We start from the raw sequence: 20,117 nt of genomic DNA, 5'->3' as shown, positions 1-20,117 counted from the left end.
GACCCCACCCCGCAATCGGTGAAGTCCCGCGCCGGTCACCTGTGCGTCAGCGTTCCAGGAACTCGAACCCCATCGTGCGCGCGTGGTAGTGCAGGCCGCCGTCCTGGACGATGAGGAAGCGCGCGCCGGCCTCGCCCTCGTTGTGGTGCGAATGCGGGGCGCCGGGCGGCGTGACGAGCGTGGCCCAGGGCGTCCACGGGCAGCGCACGCCATCCACCATCGAGTGGCATCGCGTGCCCTGCACCGCCAGCGTGATCGCCGCCGAGTTGTGGCGATGTGCACGCTGGTGCGTGTGCGGTTCCAGCGTGTTGAAGCTCAACGTCAGCGTCGGCGTGAGATTGCGCGCCGCTGCCTGCCGCTCTGACGAGAAGATGAGCGCGCGACCGGAAGTCTCGTCGCTGGTGCCCATGGAAAAGATCAGAGCGAACTGACGCTCGATCTCCTCGGCCGTGCAATGCACCAGGTCGACCGGCGCGTCGTCCGGCGCAGCCGGGCGCCCCTGCTCGAAGGCCAGTTGCGGCTCGTTGCCTACGGCCCAGAGCAGCACATCCGCGCCCTTGGCGTCGAGCCGGTAGTCCGGCGCACCGGGTAGCAGGAAGACGTCGCCTGCCGCGAAGTCGAAGCCCTCGCTCGCACCCTGCAGATGGCCGTCGCCGGCGATCACGTACCAGACCACGCCCGTCGCGCGCAGCGGCATGGCGAGCGACGTGCCGGCCGCCATCTGCACGTAGCGCGCCAGCATCAGCGGCGTGGTCGCCGGGAAGTCACAGCCGAGCGCTGCCGACTGGTCGCAATCGAACACGCCGTAGCACCCGGCCGCCGGCGGCGCGAAGGCCCGCGCCGGCACGACGGGCAGCTTGACGTTGAAGGCATTGCCCGAGTTGAAGAAGCGGGCCCGCGATTGCGCCGCGCTGGCCGGTGCCTGCGCGTGCTGCATCGGCAGGTCGGCCATGTCGGGCGGTTCGGCCACGGAGCCGGACGCGCTCATCGCGTCATTCCTTCGTCAGGCATGGCATAGGGCAGGAGCACCTGCAGCAGCACGTCCGCGCCGGCCGTCACATGCGCCGGCTCGGCCCACTCGTGCTCGGCATGGCTCACGCCGCCGCGGCACGGAATGAAGATCATCGCGCTCGGGCACAGCGGCGCCAGGTGCCGCGCATCGTGGCCGGCCGCCGACAGGATCGGCATGTGCGAGTGGCCGATGCGCTCGGCCGCATCGGCGATGGCATGCTGCAGCGCGGCGTCGAAGCCATTGGACGGCGCATCGACCAGCGGCGTCACGCGTGCCTCGCAGGGCGCGGCGTGCTGCGCGCACAACGCGGTCAGCCGCGCACCCAATGCATCGAGCACTGCGTTGTCCGGATGCCGCAGATCGATGCGCAACGTGACGCGTTCCGGCACCACCGATGGCGCGTTCGGTTCGACCTGCAGCCGACCGATGGTGAACTTCACTTGCGCGTCGTGGCCGCCGACTTCGGCATAGAGCGCACTCGCGATGCGGCTGAAGGCCTCGAGCGCGTCGCGCCGGTCGGCCATCGCCAGCGTGCCGGCATGGCCGCGCTCGCCGTCGATCACGACATCGAAGGTCTTCTTGCCCTGGATGCCCTCGACCACGCCGATGACGCGCCCTTGCGCTTCAAGCAGCGGACCTTGTTCGATGTGAGCCTCGACATAGGCAGCGACCGGAAAGCCGAGCGGGCGGCGGCGCAGCGCGGGAAACGCGGCATGCAGCGCATCGAGCGCATCGGCGACCGACACGCCGTCGGCGTCGCGCGTGGCGCGGATCGATGCCAGGTCGCGCACGCCAGCGAAGGCTTCCGAGCCCATCATGCCGGGCGCGAAGCGCGAGCCCTCCTCGTTCATCCAGGCGACGGCCACCAGGTCGACCGGCGGGCGCACGCCGCGCTCGACCAGCGTGACCAGCACTTCCAGCGCCGCCGCCACACCGTAGACGCCGTCGAAGCGGCCGCCACCGGGCTGGCTGTCGAGGTGGCTGCCGGCCAGCACCGGCGGTGCCTCGCGGTCGACGCCGGGCAGCGCGATGAACAGGTTGCCGGCGGCATCGGTCGACGGCTCCAGGCCGCAGGCCTGCGCCCAGTCGAGCATCACGCGCCACGACGCGATCTCCTCCGCGCTGAGCGCCTGCCGGTTCACGCCGCCGGCAGGCGTGGCGCCGCATTGCGCCAGTGCCATGAGCCGCGCCCACAGCCGCTCGCCATCGATGCGCAGATCGTCCATGGTGTCAACGGCTCCACCGCGCGCTGCGCAAAGCACCAGGTCTGGAACCAGCGCGGTCGAATGCCAGGGATACCGCGGAACCGGCTTTGCCGGGCCGCTGGTATCGCCCCCTTGAGGGGCTGAAGGCCGCGGCTCCAAGTTTGCCTGCGCAGACTTGGACGGCCTGAAGAGCCGCAGCCTCTGGCTGCGAGCAACGGGCGCCGCAGGCGCATCGGGGGTGTTTCATCCTAGTCGGTCTTCATGATCTGGCTGGGCAGCGCGCGCGGGTCGCGCACCTTCCACTGGCCGGCCTCGACCTGCGCGAAGAACTCGGCGAGCAGCGCGTTGAAGGCGGCCGGCTCCTCGAGGTTCAGCGTGTGGCCGGTCTTGGGCATCACCGCCAGGCCGCAGGCCGGCACGGTCTTCTTGAGGAAGATGCCGGGCTGCAGGCAGTGGTCGTCTTCGTCGCCAACGACCACCAGCGATGGCACCGGCATCACGCGCAGTTCGGGCTCGAGGTCGTAGATCGACGGGCGGCGCGCCTGCACGCCGCGCATGGTGTTGGCCGCGCCGACAGCGTCGTGTTCGCCGAGCCAGGTGGCGAATTCCTGCCAGCCGCGCGGGTCCTTGTTCTGGAACTGCACCCGGCTCGCGCCCAGCGAATAGGTGCGCGCAAATTTCTCGGCACCCTGCACCTCGAACTGCCGGGCGACTTCCAGCGACACGCCGCGGAAGTAGGCCTCGTGCTCCTTCTCGGCGCCATAGCCCGCGCCGGCGATCACCAGCGACGCCGCGCGCGCCGCATGGCGCAGGCCGAAATGCAGCGTGGCGAAGCCACCCATCGACAGGCCGACGATGTGCGCCGTGGCGAGCCCCAGCGCATCCATCACCGCGGCGATGTCGTCGGCCGCCGTGGCCTGCGAATAGCGCTCGACGTCGGTGGGCACGTCCGACGGCGGATAGCCGCGCGCACCGAAGGTCACGCACTGGTGGCGCCGCGCGAAGTAGCGCATCTGCGGCTCCCAGCTGCGGTGGTCGCCGCCGAACTCGTGCACGAAGACGATCGGCGTGCCGCTGCCGGCGGTCTCGTAGTACAGGCGAACGCCGTCGGGGGTGGTGGCGAAAGGCATCGTCGTTCCTCGGTCAGAACAGCGCGGCCGTGGCCGGCAGCGTCTTCGCACGTTCGACGGCCTGCGGCAGCACGTCGCACAGCGCCTGCGCCCAAGCCTTGGGCACGGTCGTCGAAATCTTGATGAAGCGGTGGCCGAAGCGCGGCGTGTGGTACGTGCCCTGACGCACCATGATGTCGTGCTCGCCCAGCGCGGTGACCAGCGCCTCCGGCGTCACGCCCGCCTTGCTGCACTCCACCACGATGAAGTTGGCCTGCGACGGAAACACCGGCACTTCGAAGCCGGGCAGCCGGGCGAAGGCGTCGACGATCATCTGCTGGTTCTCGCGCTGCTTGGCGATCACCTCTGCCATCCATTCGTCCTTCACCGCGAGCCCGGCGATGGCCGCGCGCTGCGCCAGCACACTCGCGCCCAGCGGGGCCTGCGAATGCGGCAGGATGCGCGCCAGCAGCTCGGGCGCGGCAACGAGCGCGCCCAGGCGCAGGCCGGCCAGGCCCAGCCACTTCGAGAAGCTCACGATGGTCACCGTGCCTTCCGGGTAGAAGCGCGCGGCCAGCGTGTGGCTGTCGGCGAAGTCGCGGTAGGTGCAGTCGTGGATGAGGATCGCGCCGATCTCGCGCGCACGCGCCGCGAAGGCACGGATCTCATCCTCGGTGTAGGTGGTACCCAGCGGGTTGTTCGGGTCGACCAGGTAGATGACCGCGGTGTTCGCGTCGGTCGATGCGGCGAGCGCCTCGGCCGAGAGCTTGAAGCCGTACTCGGGCCCGTAGATCGGGATCTCGGTGATCGTCGAGCCCGCCTTGGCCGCGAAGCCCAGCGGCCACTTCCAACCGGGGTCGGTGGTGACGAAGCCCTTGCCGGCCACGCAGAAGGCGCGGCAGGCCAGCGCCAGCGCGGCGACCGCGCCATCGGTGACGACGGCCGACTGGCCGGGGACGCCCAGGTCGGCCACGATGGCCGCACGCAGCGCCTCCATGCCGAGCGGCGGCGCATAGGCGTGGAAGCTCTCGTCGTCGATGGCGTCATGCAGCGCCTGGCGCACCGCGGGGTGCAGCGGGAAGTGGTTGGTGTTCTGGCCCAGCCACATCAGCGCGGGGTTGGAGAACAGCCGGTCGAAGTACTGGTTGCGGGTCTCGGCATCGGCCATGACCGACGATGTCGACGACGCCGTCGGCACGGCCTTCAGCACGGCGCTCACGCCGCCACCTTCCGCGCCTGCTCGGCTGCCATCGCCTTCTTGCTGGTCTTGATGATCGAGCCGCGTGCGGCAATGCCACCGTCGATGGTCACCACCGTGCCGGTGATGTAGCCCGCGCGCGGCGAGGCCAGGAACACCATCAGCTCGGCGACCTCCTCCGGCGTGGCAGGACGGCCGCCCGGGTAGTTGTCGAACAGCTCTTCCCAGCGGCCTTCGTCGCCGTGGGTGTCGAGCGCGCGGCGCTTCATGAGCTTGACCATGCGGTCGGTGGCCACCGGGCCGGGGTTCACGCCGACCACGCGAATGCCGTCGTCCAGGCTCACGCCACCGAGGGCGCGGGTGAAGGCCATGACGGCTGCGTTGCCGGTGGAGCCGGCGATGTAGTTGGCGTCCCAGTTCTCGCCGGAGTTGCCGATGTCGTTGACGATCACGCCGCCGCCCGCGGCCTTCATGCGTGCGTAGTAGATCTGGCTGAGCTCCATGTAGCCCAGCACCTTGAGCTGGAAGCCGCGGCGCACGGCGGCGAAGTCGAGCGACTCGATCGGGCCCGAGGGAATGTCGCCTGCGTTGTTCACGAGGATGTCGATGTGCCCGGCCGCTTCGGCGAGCTGTGCCATGGCACCGGGCGCGGCCAGATCCATCGGATGGATCTGCACGCGCACCGCATGGGTCTTTTCGATGGCTTCCTTCGCGGCAGCCAGCGCGGCGCCATCGCGTGCGGCCAGTTGCAGGTGGCAGCCTTCGGCTGCGAATGCATGGGCGGCGGCCAGGCCGATGCCCTTGGAGGCACCAGTGACGAGCACGGTCTTGCCTTCGAGTTCGAGTTTCATGGCGTGATGTCCTGGGATGCAGTCTGTCGATGCGGGGTCAATGGGAAAGGGAAAGAGCGCGTCACGCGGCGCCGGTGTCCTGTTCGGTCAGCGCGGCGACCAGGTCGACGATGTCGTCCTCGAGCAGGCTCACGTGGTCGATGGCGGCGCTGAACGCGGCCTTCGGGTCGTTGCGCGTGATGGCTTCGAGGATGGCGCCGTGCTCGCCGATGGTCGCGTTCATGCGGCCGGGCTGGAAGGTGACGTAGCGGCGGTACACGCGCACGCGCTTGCGCAGCGCACGCGTCTGGTCGGCCAGGTACTGGGTGTTCGAGGCTTCGTACAGCGCGTCGTGGAAATCCTGGTTCACGTCGTAGAAGCGCGAGTGGTCACCGGAGGCGAGGATGCGGGTCAGGTCTTCGTGCAGGCTGTTCAGGCGCTGCTTCTGCGCCTCGGTGGCGCGGCGCGCCGCGAACTTGGCGCACAGGCCCTCCATCACGGCCATCATCTGGAACATCTCGATGAGCATCGGCAGCGAGATGCGCGCCACGCACACGCCGCCCTGGCGGCTGCGCAGGTCGACCAGGCCGGTGGCGGCCAGCGCCTTGAGCGCTTCGCGCACCGGCGTGCGAGACACCTTGAAGCGCTCCGCCAGCTCGGCTTCGTCGAGCCGCGCGCCGGGCTTCATCACGCCGCTGACGATCAGGTCTTCGAGCGTGTCCTTGAGTTCGTCGGAGAGCGTGGCGCCCTTGCCGCGCTGGCGCTCGCGCAGTGCCGAGGGCTCCGCCATGTCGGGTGGGTTGGACTCCATGTGTGTTGCCTTCTTTCTTGTGGTTGTCGTCGAGACGGATTCGGTGCCGGTTCAGAACGGCCGGTCGCCGGCCACGGTGGTGCGGTGCATCACGCGGCGGTACATGTTGTCGTCGTACGGCGTGGCGCGGTGCATGGTGCAGCGGTTGTCCCACACCAGCAGGTCGCCCGCGAGCCACTTGTGGCGGTAGCTGAATTCGGGCGAGATGGCGTGCGCGTTGAGCTCGGCGAGCAGCGCGGTGCTTTCGTCGGCGGGCAGCCCGTCGATCTTCTTGACCACATCCTCGCCCACGTAGAGCGACAGGCGCCCCGTCTCGGGGTGCGTGCGCACCAGCGGGTGCACCACGTCGGGCGTGGCGGCCAGTTGCTCGGGCGTGAGCGGGTTGCGGTCGGCGAAGGCCTTGCCGTAGTAGTTGGCGTAGCTGTGCGTGGCGGTCATGTGGCGGATGCGGGCCTTCATGTCGTCGTCGAGCGCCTCGTAGGCGGCGTGCATCGACGCGAAGAAGGTGTCGCCTTCGACCGGCGGCACTTCCAGTGCGTACAGCAGCGCGCCCATCGAGGGCTCGGCCTTGTACGAGAGGTCGGAATGCCAGTTCCAGCCTTCCTTGTGGTTGCCGATGGGCTTGCCGTTCTCCGACACGTTCGACAGCACGTACACCTCCGGGTGCTCCTTCTTCAGGAACTGCGTGAGCACATGGCCCAGCAGCGACCCGAATCGGCGCGAGAAAGCCACGTGCTGCGATTCATTGATGCTTTGGCCGCGAAACAGCAGCAGCGAACGCTGGTTGAGCGCATCGCGCAGCACGGCAAAGTCTTCGTCGCTCACGGGCTGGCGCAGGTCGATGCCTTTGACTTCGGTGCCGATGAAGGAGGTGAGGTTCTCGAGTTGCATGGTCGAAACGGGTTCCTGTTTGAAAGAAGACGCCGGCGCTCAGAGCCGGTAGTCGGGTTGCGTGCGCTCGAGCATGCGCAGGAAGGCGGGCCATTCGCGCGTGCCGGGCGGCCGGATGTCGCCGGCGAATTCGGTGAACTGGCGCGCCGCCAGCGCACTCACTTCGGGCCGCGGATAGACCAGCGATTCACCGGGCGCGAGGCCGCCCTGGGCGAGCAGTTGCACCTTGGCCGCCTTCTCGAAGTAGTACATGAGGATGAAGGCCTCGGGGATCGTCCGACCCACGGTCAGGATGCCGTGGTTGCGCAGCACCAGGGTGTTGTGCGCCCCCAGGTCGCGCACCAGCCGCTCGCGCTCGCCGGTTTCCAGCGCCACGCCCTCGTAGTCGTGGAAGGCGGTGTGCCCCTGGTAGCGCATCGCGAACTGGCTCAGCGGTGCCAGGCCGTTCGGCATCGCGGCGATGGCAGTGCCGGCGTCGGAATGGGTGTGCAGCACGCACAGCGCGTCGGGCCGCCCCGCATGGATGGCGCTGTGGATCACGAAGCCGGCCTGGTTGACCTCGGCGTCGGTGGCATCGACCTTGCGGCCGTCGAGGTCGATCTTCACCAGCGACGACGCCGTCACTTCCGAGAACAGCAGCCCGTAGGGGTTGATGAGGAAGTGGTGCTCCGGCCCCGGCACACGTGCCGAGATGTGGTTGTAGATGAGGTCGTCCATGCCGAAGTGCGCCACCAGCCGGTAGCAGGCGGCAAGCTGCACGCGCAGTTCGGCTTCGGTGTCGGGGTAGGCCGCGGGATTCGTCTTCATCGAGGTCATCAGCGCCACCACACCAGTTTCTGGTCGACCCACACCAGCACACCGTAGAACACCATGCTCGCCACCGAGGCGACCAGCACCGCCGCCCACACGCTCAGCAGGTCGACCTGCTGGGTCGATTCGTAGATCATCCGGCCGAGCCCGGCGTAGGCGCCGAGCATCTCGCCGACGATCGCGACGATCATGCTGCGCGGCACGCCGATGCGCAGCGCCGTGACCACCGAGGGCATCGCCACCGGCAGCCGCAGGCGCCACACGATCTTCAGCGGCCCCGCGCCGAAGCTGCGCATGAGGTTCACCGCCGACAGGTCGGCCTGCTTCAGGCCGTGCAGCGCGTTCACGAGCATGGTGAAGCCGACGGCGAGCGCCACCAGCGCCACCTTCGAGCTCGCCCCCAGGCCGAACCAGATCAGGAAGAGCGGCGCGTAGGCCACCGTCGGCACGGCATTCACCGCCACCGCCAGCGGCATCACCAAGCGCTCCAGCGGCGGCGCGAGCAGCAACAGCACCGCCAGCAGCAGGCCGAGCAGGTTGCCCAGCGCATAGCCACCCAGCGCCTCGCCCAGCGTGGCCAGGAGCGCCACCGAAAGACGGCCGGTGTCGCCATAGGCATGACGCACGATCGAGTGGAGGCTCGGCAGCACGAAAGGCGGGATCTTGAACAGCGCGATCGCGCCTTCCCACACCACGAGCAGCACCACGATGCTCAGCAGCACCGGCACCACGCGCTGCGTCATCAGCTTTCGCTGCGCCACCATACGAGCCTCCTTTCCACGAAGGTGAGCGCCCCGTAGAGCAGCGCACCCATCAGCCCGCAGGCGAACATCACGACCCAGAGGCGCACCACCAGGTCGGCGTTCATGGCTTCCATCAGCATCACGCCGAGGCCCACGGTCTCGCCGAACCACTCGCCCACCACCGAGCCGATCAGGCTCAGCCCGATGGCCACGCGCAGGCCCACCATGATCTGCGGCAGCGCCGAAGGCACCGCCAGCTTGAAGAACATCACCAACCCGCTCGCGCCGAAGCTCTTCATCAGTGCCACGCGCTGCGGGTCGCAGGACTTGAGGCCGCGCAGGGTGTTCACCGTGACGGGGAAGAAGGTGAGGAAGAAGGCCGTCATGACCTTGGCCAGCAGCGAGTTGCCGAACCAGATGACGATGAGCGCGCCGAAGGCCACCACGGGCACCGTCTGCGACACCACGAAGAGCGGGAACACCGAGCGCTCCATCCAGCGCGAGTAGGTGAAGACGGTGCCGCAGGCACAGCCGAAAAGCGCGCCCAGCGCGAAGCCGAGCACCGTCTCGAGCAGCGTGCGGCCGAAGCTGCGTATGAGTTGCGGCCAGACCGACCACGCGTCCAGCGCGATGGCGCTGAGCGCCGGCAGATAGCGCGGCGATGGCGCGAAGGCGTGCACGCACGCCTCCCACACCAACGCGAGGCCGACGAAGGCCAGCACCGTCGTGGCGAGCGCACGCTGGGGCGAGGCCGTCACGAGGCGGTGCCCTCCTGCGCGAAGGTCTTCTGGCTTTCTTCCTCGATCTCGGCCAGCAGCCGCTGCTTGATGTCGATGAACGCGGGCGACAGCACGATCGACGGGTCGCGCGGCCGCGGCAGGTCGATCACCGTCTCGCTCTTGACGGTGCCGGGGCGCGCGGTCATCACCAGCACCTTGTCACCCAGCACGATGGCTTCGTCGATGTCGTGGGTGATGAAAAGCACGGTGCGGCGGTGGCGCGCCCAGAGCTCAAGCAGCCAGTGCTGCATGCGCGTGCGCGTCAGTGCGTCGAGCGCGCCGAAGGGCTCGTCGAGCAGCAGCAGGTCGCGCTCGAACAGAAAGGTGCGCATCAGCGCCACCCGCTGGCGCATGCCACCGGAGAGCTGGTGCGGGTAGTGGTCGGCGAAACCGGTGAGGCCGAACTCCGGCAGCATCGCACGTGCACGGTCGCGCGCCTCCTTGCGCGGCACGCCTTCCACCTCGAGCGCGAGGATCGCGTTGTCGAGCACGGTGCGCCATGGAAAGAGCAGGTCGCGCTGCGGCATGAACGACACCTTGCCGAGCAGTTGCCCGTCGCGCTGCGGCGCACCGCCGAACAGCAGCGAACCGTCGCTGTCCGGCGGCAGCAGGCCCGCGATCATGTTGAACAGCGTCGACTTGCCGCAGCCCGACGGCCCCACCAGCGTGACGAACTCGCTCTTGGCGATCTGCAGGTTCACGCCCGACACCGCCACCGTCTGGGCCGGCGCTTCGCCGAAGCGCTTCCAGACGTTGACCAGTTCCAGCATGGGCACGGCACCGGCGGCGCCGGCGGCCGCGGGGGGCGTCACTTCATGGGGCATGAATTTCACGGGCGGGTTCGCGAGAGGGTGGCTCAGAACTTCTTGTCGATGGCCGGCACCTTGGCCCAGAAGCTGGGGTCGTAGGCCTTGCTCAGGTCGGCCGGCGCCTTCAGGGCCTGGTAGCCCACCAGCTGCGTCTGCATCTTCTCGACGGTCGGCAGGTCGATGGCGAGGATGCCGTCGGTCGTGCCCTTGCCGGCCTTCACGAGCTTCTCGAACTCGTCGAGCATGGCTTCCTGGTGCGCGCGGTTGAGGCTCGGGGCGGCGGCCATGATGATGTCGATGGCTTCCTTCTTGTTCTGCAGCGCGTACTTCCAGCCCTTGATGGTCGCGTCGAGGAAGGCCTGCACCTGCGCCGGCTTCTCGTTGCGGTATTTCTCGGAGACGAGCACCGTGTCCTGCTGAACCATCACGCCGTAGTCGTCCGGCGAGATCAGCGTCAGCTTGTCGCCCAGGCCCTGCGACTTGAGGGTGTTGAGTTCGTTGTAGTAGGTGGCAGCGGCCACGTCGAACTGCTTCTCGACGAAGGGCGCCATCGAGCCCGACTGCGGCACGATGGTCAGATCGCTCTGCTTCACGCCGGCCGACGCCAGCATCGAGTACAGCGTGTACTGCGTGCCGGTGAACCAAGTGGCGACCTTCTTGCCGGCGAAGTCCTTCACCGTCTTGATGCCCGAGTCCTTGTAGGTCACGTAGGTGAACGGCGTCTTCTGCACCGTCACGCCGATGCACACCAGCGGTAGGCCCTTCTCGCGCGCCAGCAGCACGGTCTCGGTGCCGCCCGCCAGGCCGAAGGTGTCGTTGCCCGAGGCGACCAGCGTCTCGACATTGAGGTTCGGGCCGCCGGGGTTGATCGTCAGGTCGAGGCCGCCCTGCTCATAGAAGCCCTTCGCCTTGGCCACGTAGAAGCCGGCGAACTGCGCCTGCGCCAGCCACTTGAGGCGCACGGACACCTTCTCCGCAGCCGACGCGGGCATCGCCGCGAGAAGTGCCATCGAGGAAGCGACGGCGGCCAGGAAACGCAAGGACTTGGAAAGCATCGGAAGGCCTCATGAATACAAAAAACAGATTAAGCAGTATTCATGCCATGCTGTTTTCCTGCGTTTGGAGGGTTTGGACGACTGGTTTGGCCCGAAACATGCACCCGAGCGCCACGTTCGCCCCAACTTCGAGCCTCCATGCATCCAGATCCAGCATTGACTGAACTTTCCGCCCGCGACGCGGCCCGGCGCATGGCGCGCGGCGACCTGCGCGTTGCCGACTACGCGCAGGCGCTGCTGGCGCGGGCCGAGGCCAGCGCCCCGTTCAACGCGCTGATCCATCTCGACCGCGACGGACTGCTGGCCGACGCCAAGGCGCTCGATGCCGCGCCGCGCCCCGACGCGGGCACCCGGCCGCTCTATGGCGTGCCACTGGCCTCCAAGGACAACATCGACGTCGCCGGCCTGCCGACGACCGCCGGCAGCGCCTGGATGCGCGGCCACGTGCCCCAGCGCTCCGCCGGGGTGACGCAGCGCCTGCGCACGGCCGGCGCCCTGGTGCTCGGCAAGACCAACCTGCACGAGTGGTGCCAGGGTGTGACCGGCCACAACCACAGCTTCGGGCCTTCGCGCAATCCCTTCGACCCCACGCGCGTCACCGGTGGCTCCAGCGGCGGCAATGCGGCGCTGCTGGGGCTGCGCGGCACGCCGATGGCGATCGGCACCGACACGGGCGGCTCGGTGCGGGTGCCGGCCGCGCTGTGCGGGTTGGTGGGCTTCCGGCCGACGGTGCGGCGCTGGCCGCACGACGGGCTGGTGCCGATCTCGCCGACCTTCGACACCGCCGGCGTCATGGCGCGCTCGGTGGACGACTGCGTGCTGGCCGACCACGCCGTGGCCGGCGGGCCGCTGCAGCTCATGGCGACGCCGCTGGCCGGCGTGCGGCTGGGCGTGCCCGAGGCGTACTTCTGGGACGACATCGATCCGCCCGTGGCCGAGCTGGCCCGTACCACGCTGGCGCGCCTGCGCGAGGCCGGCGCGGTGCTGGTGCCCTGCGACTTGGCGGAGGCAGGCGCCCTCTTCCAGCAAGGCGCGATGTCGATCTCGCTGTACGAGATCCTGCCCGCGCTGGCCGCCTACTTCGCTTCGCACGATCGGCCCTTCGATGCGCGGGCGCTGGCCGACAGCATCGCGAGCCCCGATGTGCGCCCGCTGTTCGAGCGACCGCTCGGGCCCGACGCCATCACCGCCGAGGCCTACGCGCACGCGCTGCACACGCTGCGCCCGGCTCTGCAGGCGGCCTACCGACGGTGCTTCGAACGACACAACATCGCCGCGCTCGTGTTCCCGACCAGCCCGCTCACGGCGGCACGCATCGGCGAAGACGTCGAACTCACGTTGTGCGGCCGGCCCACCACGGCCTTCCAGAGCTACATCCGCAACACCGGCCCGGCCGGCATGGCGGGACTCCCCGCGCTCAGCCTGCCGATGGGCCTGACGCGCGACGGACTGCCGGCCGGCCTCGAGCTGACCGGCGCTGCGGGCGCCGACAGCGCCCTGCTCGCGCTGGCGTTGGGCGTCGAGGCGGCCTTGCCGACCGCGCCGCGGCCGCCTCGAATCTTCAGCGCAACATAGTCCGCGCCAGCACCGGCGCCAGCGCCACACCGGTGTGCGTGCCGAGCTTCACCACGTCCTCCGGCGGCGCCGCGGCGACGATGCGCCCGCCGCCGTTGCCACCCTCGGGGCCGAGATCGATCAGCCAGTCGGCTTCGGCGATGACGTCGAGGTCGTGCTCGATCACCACCACGCTGTGGCCGCCGTTCACCAGCCGGTGCAGCACGTGGATCAGCTTCTCGACGTCGGCCATGTGCAGGCCGACCGTCGGCTCGTCGAGCACGTACAGCGTATGCGGCGCCTTCTGCCCGCGGCGCGTGATGTCGTCGCGCACCTTGCTCAACTCGGTGACCAGCTTGATGCGCTGCGCCTCGCCGCCGCTCAGCGTCGGTGACGGTTGGCCCAGCGTGAGGTAGCCGAGACCCACGTCCTTCAGCAGTTGCAACGGGTGGCTGATGTTCGGCATGGCGGCGAAGAAGTCGACCGCCTCGTCGACCTCCATCTGCAGCACGTCGCCGATGCTCTTGCCGCGCCAGGTGACGGCCAGCGTCTCGGGGTTGAAGCGCGCGCCGTGGCAGACCTCGCACGGCACCTTCACGTCCGGCAGGAAGCTCATGCCGATGGTGCGGATGCCGGCGCCGTCGCAGGCCGGGCACCGCCCTTCGCCGGTGTTGAAGCTGAAGCGTGCCGGCGCATAGCCGCGCGCCTTGGCTTCCAGCGTGTCGGCGAAGAGCTTGCGGATCGTGTCCCAGAAACCGATGTAGGTCGCGGGGCAGCTGCGCGGCGTCTTGCCGATGGGCGTCTGGTCGACTTCGAGCACGCGGTCGATGCTCTCGTAGCCATCGACCGACGCGCAACCGGACCACGCTGCGCGCTTGCCCGCCGCATCCTTGTCGCGCCCGGCCTTGGTCATGCGCTGGATCACGATCGCCTGCACGTTCGTCAGCAGCACGTCGCGCGCGAGCGTCGACTTGCCCGAGCCGCTGACGCCGGTGATCGCGACCAGGCGGTGCAGCGGCAAGGTGGTCGTCACATCCTGCAGGTTGTGCAGGTCGGCGCCGTGCACCGTGAGCCAGTCGGGCGCGCCGGGTTCGGGTGGGGGCACGGCGCGGCGTTCCTGCAGCGGGTGCTTGATGGCATCGCGCAGGTAGCGGCCGGTCTGCGAATCGCCCGCCGCCTCGATGTCGGCCACCGTGCCTTCGGCCACCAGCCGGCCGCCGCGCTTGCCCGCGCTGGGGCCGATGTCGATGATGTGGTCGGCGCGGCGGATGGTGTCTTCGTCGTGCTCCACCACCACCAGCGTGTTGCCCTTCTCGCCCAGCTTGTGCAGCGCATTGAGGAGGATGCGGTTGTCGCGTGCATGCAGGCCGATGGTCGGCTCGTCGAGCACGTAGCACACGCCCTGCAGGTTGCTGCCGAGCTGCGCCGCCAGGCGGATGCGCTGCGCCTCGCCGCCGGAGAGCGTCGGTGCGCCGCGGTCCAGCGTGAGGTAGCCGAGGCCGACCTCTTCGAGGAACTCGAGCCGGCTCTTGATCTCGGGCACCAGGTCGCGCGCGATCTCCGCCTCGCGACCGACGAGCGCAAGACCTTCGAACCATTCCCGGATGTCCATCACGCTCATGCGCGCGATCTCGGTGATGCCGATGCCGCCCGCGCCGAACGGCCCCGCATGCGCGGCCGGATGCGTCGCGGGGCCGAAGCTCACCGCGCGCGCCGTCGCGTTCAGCCGCCGGCCTTCACAGGTCGGGCAGACCACGTCGCCGACATCTTCGGCCTCGGGCTCCGCGAAGGTCTGTTCGCGGCCCTTCTGGTCGTCGGCCAGCACCGAGTCGTCGTAGACCTTGCGCTGGTCCTTGGTCAGCTTCACGCCCGTGCCCACGCAGTCGGGGCACCAGCCGTGCTTGCTGTTGTACGAGAAGAGACGCGGGTCGAGCTCGGCGTAGCTGGTGCTGCAGATCGGGCAGGCGCGCAGCGTGGAGAACACCTGCGTGCGCCCGATGCCCGCGGTCGGCTCGCCGGCTTCCATTGCGGGCTGGAGCGCATCGATGTCGCTCAGCACGTGCACCACGCCCTTGCCGAGTTCGAGCGCCTTGGTCAGCGCCTCGCGCAGCGCCGCCTCGTTCGACGGCGACACGTCCAGGCTCGCCACCGGCAGTTCGATGCTGTGTTCCTTGAAGCGGTCCAGACGCGGGAAGGGCGTGACCGGCAGGAAGCCGCCGTCGACCCGCAGGTGCGTGTAGCCGCGCGGGCGCGCCCAGTCGGCGAGCTCGGTGTAGACGCCCTTGCGGTTGCTCACCAGCGGCGCGAGCAGGCCGATGTGCTGGCCCTTGAAGTTCTTCAGCAGCTGCGCCGCGATGCTGTCGGGCGTCTGCGGCTGTACGGCAGCGCCGTCGTGGATGCAGTGCTGCGTGCCGAGCTTGACGTACAGCAGGCGCAGGAAGTGCCACACCTCCGTCGTCGTACCGACCGTGCTTTTGCGGCCGCCACGCGACAGGCGCTGCTCGATGGCCACCGTCGGCGGAATGCCGTAGACCGCGTCCACCTCGGGCCGGCCCGCCGGCTGCACGATGCTGCGCGCATAGGCGTTGAGCGATTCGAGGTAGCGCCGCTGCCCTTCGTTGAACAGGATGTCGAAGGCCAGCGTCGACTTGCCCGAGCCGCTGACGCCGGTGACCACGCTGAACTTGCCACGCGGGATGTCGACCGAGAGGTTCTTCAGGTTGTGCTCGCGCGCGTTGACGATCTGGATCGCCTCGCGGCCGAAGGTCGGCAGCGCACGCCGCGCCAGTTCGGCGCCGCTGCGCTCGCGCACCGCATGGCGCGACGGGCCGAGCGACAGCTCGTAGTCGCGCAGCGCGTCGCCGGTGAGCGAGCCCTTCATCTCGCGCACGTGCTCGGGCGTGCCGACCGCGACCACCTGGCCGCCGCCGTCGCCGCCTTCGGGGCCGAGGTCGATCAGCCAGTCGCTGGCGCGGATCACGTCGAGGTTGTGCTCGATGACGACCAGCGAATGGCCGGCGTCGAGCAGCTTGCGCAGCGCGCGCATCAGGCGCGAGATGTCGTCGAAGTGCAGGCCGGTGGTCGGCTCGTCGAACAGGAAGAGCGTGCCGCGCCGCGCCACCGACTGCTTGCTGGCCGTGCCGCTCTTCGCGGCCTCCGCGAGAAAGCCCGCCAGTTTGAGGCGCTGCGCCTCGCCGCCCGACAGTGTCGGCACCGGCTGGCCCAGCTTCACGTAGTCGAGGCCGACGTCGACGATGGGCTGCAGCACGCGCAGCACATCGCGGTCGTTCGCGAAGATGGCGGCGGCTTCCGCGACCGTGAGGTCGAGCACGTCGGCCACGTTCAGGCTGCGGCCGCCGCGTTCGATCTTCACCTCGAGGATCTCGGGGCGATAGCGCTGGCCGTCGCAGTCGGGGCAGCGCAGGTACACGTCGGAGAGGAACTGCATCTCGACGTGCTCGAAGCCCGAGCCGCCGCAGGTCGGGCAGCGCCCGTCGCCGCTGTTGAAGCTGAACTTGCTGGCGGTGTAGCCGCGCTGGCGCGACAGCCCGGCCGTCGCGAAGATCTCGCGCACGGCATCCCATGCGCCGACATAGCTCGCGGGGTTGGAACGCGCGGTCTTGCCGATGGGCGACTGGTCGACGAAGACGACATCGCTCAGATGGTCGGCGCCCAGCAGGCGGTCGTGCTCGCCGGGCGATTCGGTCGCCTTGCCGAAGTGGCGCATCAGCGCAGGCGCCAGCACGTCCTGCACCAGCGTCGACTTGCCCGAGCCGCTGACGCCGGTGACGACCACCAGGCGCTGCAGCGGAAAGTCGACGGTGATGTTCTGCAGGTTGTGCTCGCGCGCGCCTTCGAGGATGAGGCGCGGCGTGCTGTCGGTCACCGCGCGCTTGAAGCCCATGCCGATCTGCTTGCGGCCGCCGAGGTAGTCGCCGGTCAGCGTGTGGGCGTTGCGCAGTTCGTCGGTGGTGCCGTCGAACACGATCTGGCCGCCGCGGATGCCGGGGCCCGGGCCCATGTCGATCACGCGGTCGGCGGCCAGCATCACGGCCGGGTCATGCTCGACCACCACCAGCGTGTTGCCCGCGTCGCGCAGGCGCAGCATCGCTTCGGTGATGCGGTTCATGTCGCGCGGGTGCAGGCCGATGCTGGGCTCGTCGAGCACGAAGAGCGTGTTGACCAGCGAGGTCCCGAGCGCGGTCGTGAGGTTGATGCGCTGCACTTCGCCGCCGCTCAGCGTGCGGCTCTGGCGGTCGAGCGTGAGGTAGCCGATGCCCACGTCGTGCAGGTAGCGCAGGCGCGTGGTGATCTCCTCGAACAGCAGCTTGAGCGCCTGGGCGTCGCCTTCGTTGGCGTTCGCGCCGTTGCCGCGGTGCTCGATGCCATCGAAGAACTTCCGCAGCCGCTCGATGGGCAGCAGCATCAGGTCGTGCAGGCACAGGCCGGGCAAGGCTTCCAGCTGCGCGCGCGACCACTTCGTGCCGACCGGCATGAAGCGCTTGCCCGGCGCGAGCACGGCGTCGGCGTCTTCCTTGCGGCCGATGCGCCACAGCAGGCTTTCCAGCTTCAGGCGCGCGCCGGCGCAGGTCGGGCACGGCGTGTAGCTGCGGTACTTCGACAGCAGCACGCGGATGTGCATCTTGTAGGCCTTGCTCTCCAGGTAGCCGAAGAAGCGCTTGATGCCGTACCACTGCTTGTTCCACTGGCCCTTGTAGTTGGGCGAGCCGTCGAGCACCCAGTCCTTCTGTTCCTGCGTGAGCTTGGCCCAGGGCGTGTCGCGCGGGATGCCGGCGTCTTCGGCATGGCGCATGAGGTCGTCCTGCGCCTCTTTCCATGCGGGCGTCTGGATGGTCTTGATCGCGCCGGCGCGCAGCGTGAGCTTGTCGTTGGGAATGACCAGGCCGAAATCGACGCCGATCACGCGGCCGAAGCCGCGGCAGGTGTCGCAGGCGCCGACCGCCGAGTTGAAGGAGAACATCGACGGGATCGGGTCGCCATAGCGGATGTCGCTCTCGGGGCAGTGCAGGCCGGTGGAGAACTTCCAGATGGTCGGTTCAGCACCCTCTTCCGCCGGCACGGCGTAGACCGTGAGCCGGCCCACGCCACGCTTCAGCCCGGTCTCGATGGCCTCCAGCACGCGGGCGCGCTCGGCCCCGGCCAGGCGGAAGCGGTCGGCCACCACGTCGAGCACCTTGCGCGGGCCGGTGGGCGTGGCGACCTCGCGCTCGGCCTGCACGCGGGTGAAGCCGCTGGCCGACAGCCACTGCGTCACTTCATCGGGCGTGGTCGTCGCCGGCAGTTCCACGGGGAAGGTCACGACGATGCGCGGGTCGCCGGCTGCGGCGGCGCGCTCGACCATCGTGGCGTAGATGGTGTCGGGCGTGTCGTGGCGAACCGGCAGCGCGGTGTCGCGGTCGAACAGCTGCGCAGCGCGCGCGTACAGCAGCTTCAGGTGGTCGTTCAGCTCGGTCATCGTGCCAACCGTGGAGCGCGAGGAGCGCACCGGGTTGGTCTGGTCGATGGCGATGGCCGGCGGCACGCCCTCCACCTTGTCGACCGCCGGCTTGTCCATGCGGTCGAGGAACTGACGGGCGTAGGCGGAGAAGGTCTCGACGTAGCGCCGCTGCCCCTCGGCGTACAGCGTGTCGAACACGAGGCTCGATTTGCCCGACCCGCTGGGGCCGGTGACCACGGTCATCTCGCCGGTGCGGATGTCGAGGTCGAGGTTCTGGAGGTTGTGCTGGCGTGCGCCGCGAATCCGAATGGAGCCCTGTGTCATGCGTGCCTTGGGGGTGGGGCAGACATTCTAGGGAGGGGGCCGCGATGCTTTCTGGCCGGGCGTGACATGGCGCACGGCGGCTAAGGGTTTCCCCCGTGGAGCCAGAATGACATTTAGTAACAAATGCGATCCACGTTGGCGCTGCCTTCGGTGTTCTCTCGCGGTCATCTTTTCGCGTTCATCTTTTCCGGAACTCCCCATGAAGCATTTCCGTCAGCTCTGCACGGCCGGTCTCCTGTCGATGTCGATGTGCGCACTGCCTGCGTGCGCCCAGATCCTGATCGGCCAGACCGCGGGCATCTCCGGACCGGTCGCGGCGGGCGTTGCCGAGGCGATCACCGGCGCCCAACTGGTGTTCGACAGCGTGAACGCCCAGGGCGGGGTCAACGGCGAGCAGATCGAGGTGATTCGTCTGGACGACGGCTTTGACGTGAAGCGCGCCGGTGAGAACGCCCGCGTGCTCATCGAGGAAAAGAAAGTAGTCGCGATGTTCCTGAGCCGCGGCACCCCGCACACCCAGGCCATCCTGCCCTGGCTCGACAAGCATGGCGTCGCGATCGTCGGCCCCTCGACCGGCGCGATGGTGCTGCACAAGCCGGTCCAGAAGCATGTGTTCAACGTCCGCCCCACCTACCAGCGCGAAGCGGAAAAGGCGGTGCAGCATCTGCGCACCGTCGGCATGGAGCGGATCGCGGTGGTGCATGCCGCCGACTCGTTCGGCAAGGATGGGCTGGACGGCGCCAACACCGGTTTCGCCAAGGCCAAACTGCAGCCGGTGGCGGTGATTCCGGCCGATCGCGAGAAGCCCGACTACACGGCCATCCTGCAGGCCCTCGCCAAGGCCAATCCGCAGGCGGTGCTGTGGATCGCCTCCGGAGATGCGGTGGTCGACGGCGTGAAGGGATTGCGCGCTGCGGGTTCGGCGGCCCAGGTCGTCACCCTGTCGAACAACGCGTCGAGCGGCTTCATCAAGCAGCTGGGCACCGCCAGCAGTGGCGTGATCGTCACGCAGGTGTTCCCGTCGGAACGCTCGAGCGCGCAGCCGATGGTAAAGGAAGCGATGGCGCTGGCGAAGGCGAAGAACCAGACCGAACTCTCGCCCCAGATGCTCGAAGGCTTTGCGGCCGCCAAGGTCATGGTCGAGGCGCTGCGCCGCGCCGGCCCCAAACCCACACGCGCCAAGGTCGTGGCGTCGCTGGACGGGCTGCGCAACTTCGACCTGGGCGGCGGGCTCGACATCAACTATTCATCGACGGACCACTCCGGCATCGACTTCGCCGACCTGTCCATCATCAGCGAGGGGCGGTTCAAGCGCTAGGCGGGCGCGGGCTGCTGAATACCTCACACTCGCCCGGCCCGCGCGTCGCGAGAAGCGTACTTTTGGCGTCTTTGAAACGCTGGAGCGGCGCCCATAATCTCTCCCAGAGCCCTCGTTTGAAGGGTCGTCAGGGAGTAGTTCGATGTCCGTCTTGTTCGGCGGTGTGCGTGCGCGCACGCTGCGCGTTTCCTCGCCCGCCCTCCCGGTGGTC

Annotated in this window: 15 protein-coding genes; 2 read left to right on the top strand and 13 right to left on the bottom strand. The window is 68.9% G+C overall.

The window, feature by feature from the left end:
- Positions 1-46 precede the first annotated feature (46 nt).
- The 12 genes from QTH86_RS26750 to QTH86_RS26695 form a co-directional block, all read right to left on the bottom strand.
- A complete protein-coding gene (locus QTH86_RS26750) occupies positions 47-988 on the bottom strand; it encodes a cupin domain-containing protein (RefSeq protein WP_286649298.1) in 942 nt (313 codons plus the stop codon).
- A complete protein-coding gene (locus QTH86_RS26745; RefSeq protein ID WP_286649297.1) occupies positions 985-2,238 on the bottom strand; it encodes a Zn-dependent hydrolase in 1,254 nt (417 codons plus the stop codon). Before QTH86_RS26745 ends, QTH86_RS26750 begins: the two co-directional genes overlap by 4 nt.
- Positions 2,239-2,465: 227 nt before the next feature.
- Positions 2,466-3,347, bottom strand: a complete 882-nt coding sequence (locus QTH86_RS26740; protein WP_286649296.1) for an alpha/beta fold hydrolase — start codon at positions 3,345-3,347, stop codon at positions 2,466-2,468.
- Between the two features lie 13 nt (positions 3,348-3,360).
- The gene (locus QTH86_RS26735) at positions 3,361-4,545 is read right to left on the bottom strand and encodes a pyridoxal phosphate-dependent aminotransferase (protein ID WP_286649295.1); all 1,185 of its coding nucleotides are present in this window, start codon (positions 4,543-4,545) and stop codon (positions 3,361-3,363) included.
- The gene (locus QTH86_RS26730) at positions 4,542-5,375 is read right to left on the bottom strand and encodes an SDR family oxidoreductase (RefSeq protein ID WP_286649294.1); all 834 of its coding nucleotides are present in this window, start codon (positions 5,373-5,375) and stop codon (positions 4,542-4,544) included. Before QTH86_RS26730 ends, QTH86_RS26735 begins: the two co-directional genes overlap by 4 nt.
- A 61-nt stretch (positions 5,376-5,436) precedes the next feature.
- Positions 5,437-6,165 (bottom strand): GntR family transcriptional regulator, encoded by a 729-nt coding sequence (locus tag QTH86_RS26725; protein ID WP_286649293.1) that lies wholly within the window; start codon positions 6,163-6,165, stop codon positions 5,437-5,439.
- Positions 6,166-6,216: 51 nt separating this feature from the next.
- Positions 6,217-7,056: a TauD/TfdA dioxygenase family protein gene (locus QTH86_RS26720; RefSeq protein WP_286649292.1), complete on the bottom strand. Its 840-nt coding sequence runs from the start codon at positions 7,054-7,056 to the stop codon at positions 6,217-6,219.
- Between the two features lie 39 nt (positions 7,057-7,095).
- Entirely contained in the window at positions 7,096-7,863 is a 768-nt protein-coding gene (locus tag QTH86_RS26715) for a class II aldolase/adducin family protein (RefSeq protein ID WP_286649291.1), read from the bottom strand.
- Between the two features lie 8 nt (positions 7,864-7,871).
- Complete coding sequence (locus QTH86_RS26710; RefSeq protein ID WP_286649290.1) at positions 7,872-8,630, bottom strand: ABC transporter permease; 759 nt, start codon at positions 8,628-8,630, stop codon at positions 7,872-7,874.
- Positions 8,609-9,367, bottom strand: coding sequence for an ABC transporter permease (locus QTH86_RS26705; protein ID WP_286649289.1), 759 nt, complete (start codon positions 9,365-9,367; stop codon positions 8,609-8,611). The genes QTH86_RS26710 and QTH86_RS26705 overlap by 22 nt, the downstream gene beginning before the upstream one ends.
- A complete protein-coding gene (locus QTH86_RS26700) occupies positions 9,364-10,212 on the bottom strand; it encodes an ABC transporter ATP-binding protein (RefSeq protein ID WP_286649288.1) in 849 nt (282 codons plus the stop codon). Before QTH86_RS26700 ends, QTH86_RS26705 begins: the two co-directional genes overlap by 4 nt.
- Positions 10,213-10,244: 32 nt before the next feature.
- Entirely contained in the window at positions 10,245-11,252 is a 1,008-nt protein-coding gene (locus QTH86_RS26695; RefSeq protein ID WP_286649287.1) for an ABC transporter substrate-binding protein, read from the bottom strand.
- A 156-nt stretch (positions 11,253-11,408) separates the two neighbouring features.
- Here QTH86_RS26695 and iaaH point away from each other — a divergent pair, with 156 nt between their 5' ends.
- Positions 11,409-12,827: an indoleacetamide hydrolase gene (iaaH, locus tag QTH86_RS26690; RefSeq protein ID WP_286649286.1), complete on the top strand. Its 1,419-nt coding sequence runs from the start codon at positions 11,409-11,411 to the stop codon at positions 12,825-12,827.
- On the opposite strand, the gene uvrA is transcribed toward iaaH, so the two are convergent.
- Entirely contained in the window at positions 12,814-18,588 is a 5,775-nt protein-coding gene (gene uvrA / locus QTH86_RS26685) for an excinuclease ABC subunit UvrA (protein WP_286649285.1), read from the bottom strand. The genes iaaH and uvrA overlap by 14 nt on opposite strands.
- 199 nt (positions 18,589-18,787) lie before the next feature.
- Between uvrA and QTH86_RS26680 the strand changes: the two genes are divergently transcribed.
- Positions 18,788-19,906, top strand: a complete 1,119-nt coding sequence (locus tag QTH86_RS26680) for an ABC transporter substrate-binding protein (protein WP_286649284.1) — start codon at positions 18,788-18,790, stop codon at positions 19,904-19,906.
- The last annotated feature ends 211 nt before the right edge of the window (positions 19,907-20,117 follow it).

The sequence above is a fragment of the Variovorax sp. J2L1-78 genome (genome assembly GCF_030317205.1).
GTDB lineage: Bacteria > Pseudomonadota > Gammaproteobacteria > Burkholderiales > Burkholderiaceae_C > Variovorax > Variovorax arabinosiphilus.
This window is presented reverse-complemented; position numbering and strand designations above follow the sequence as displayed.

What these genes read in the sequence shown, in the direction of transcription:
- QTH86_RS26750 (WP_286649298.1), bottom strand. Translation starts at nt 988, where the DNA reads ATGAGCGCGTCCGGCTCCGTGGCCGAACCGCCCGACATGGCCGACCTG.
- QTH86_RS26745 (WP_286649297.1), bottom strand. Translation starts at nt 2,238, where the DNA reads ATGGACGATCTGCGCATCGATGGCGAGCGGCTGTGGGCGCGGCTCATG.
- QTH86_RS26740 (WP_286649296.1), bottom strand. Translation starts at nt 3,347, where the DNA reads ATGCCTTTCGCCACCACCCCCGACGGCGTTCGCCTGTACTACGAGACC.
- QTH86_RS26730 (WP_286649294.1), bottom strand. Translation starts at nt 5,375, where the DNA reads ATGAAACTCGAACTCGAAGGCAAGACCGTGCTCGTCACTGGTGCCTCC.
- QTH86_RS26725 (WP_286649293.1), bottom strand. Translation starts at nt 6,165, where the DNA reads ATGGAGTCCAACCCACCCGACATGGCGGAGCCCTCGGCACTGCGCGAG.
- QTH86_RS26720 (WP_286649292.1), bottom strand. Translation starts at nt 7,056, where the DNA reads ATGCAACTCGAGAACCTCACCTCCTTCATCGGCACCGAAGTCAAAGGC.
- QTH86_RS26715 (WP_286649291.1), bottom strand. Translation starts at nt 7,863, where the DNA reads ATGAAGACGAATCCCGCGGCCTACCCCGACACCGAAGCCGAACTGCGC.
- QTH86_RS26710 (WP_286649290.1), bottom strand. Translation starts at nt 8,630, where the DNA reads ATGGTGGCGCAGCGAAAGCTGATGACGCAGCGCGTGGTGCCGGTGCTG.
- QTH86_RS26700 (WP_286649288.1), bottom strand. Translation starts at nt 10,212, where the DNA reads ATGCCCCATGAAGTGACGCCCCCCGCGGCCGCCGGCGCCGCCGGTGCC.
- QTH86_RS26695 (WP_286649287.1), bottom strand. Translation starts at nt 11,252, where the DNA reads ATGCTTTCCAAGTCCTTGCGTTTCCTGGCCGCCGTCGCTTCCTCGATG.
- uvrA (WP_286649285.1), bottom strand. Translation starts at nt 18,588, where the DNA reads ATGACACAGGGCTCCATTCGGATTCGCGGCGCACGCCAGCACAACCTC.
- QTH86_RS26680 (WP_286649284.1), top strand. Translation starts at nt 18,788, where the DNA reads ATGAAGCATTTCCGTCAGCTCTGCACGGCCGGTCTCCTGTCGATGTCG.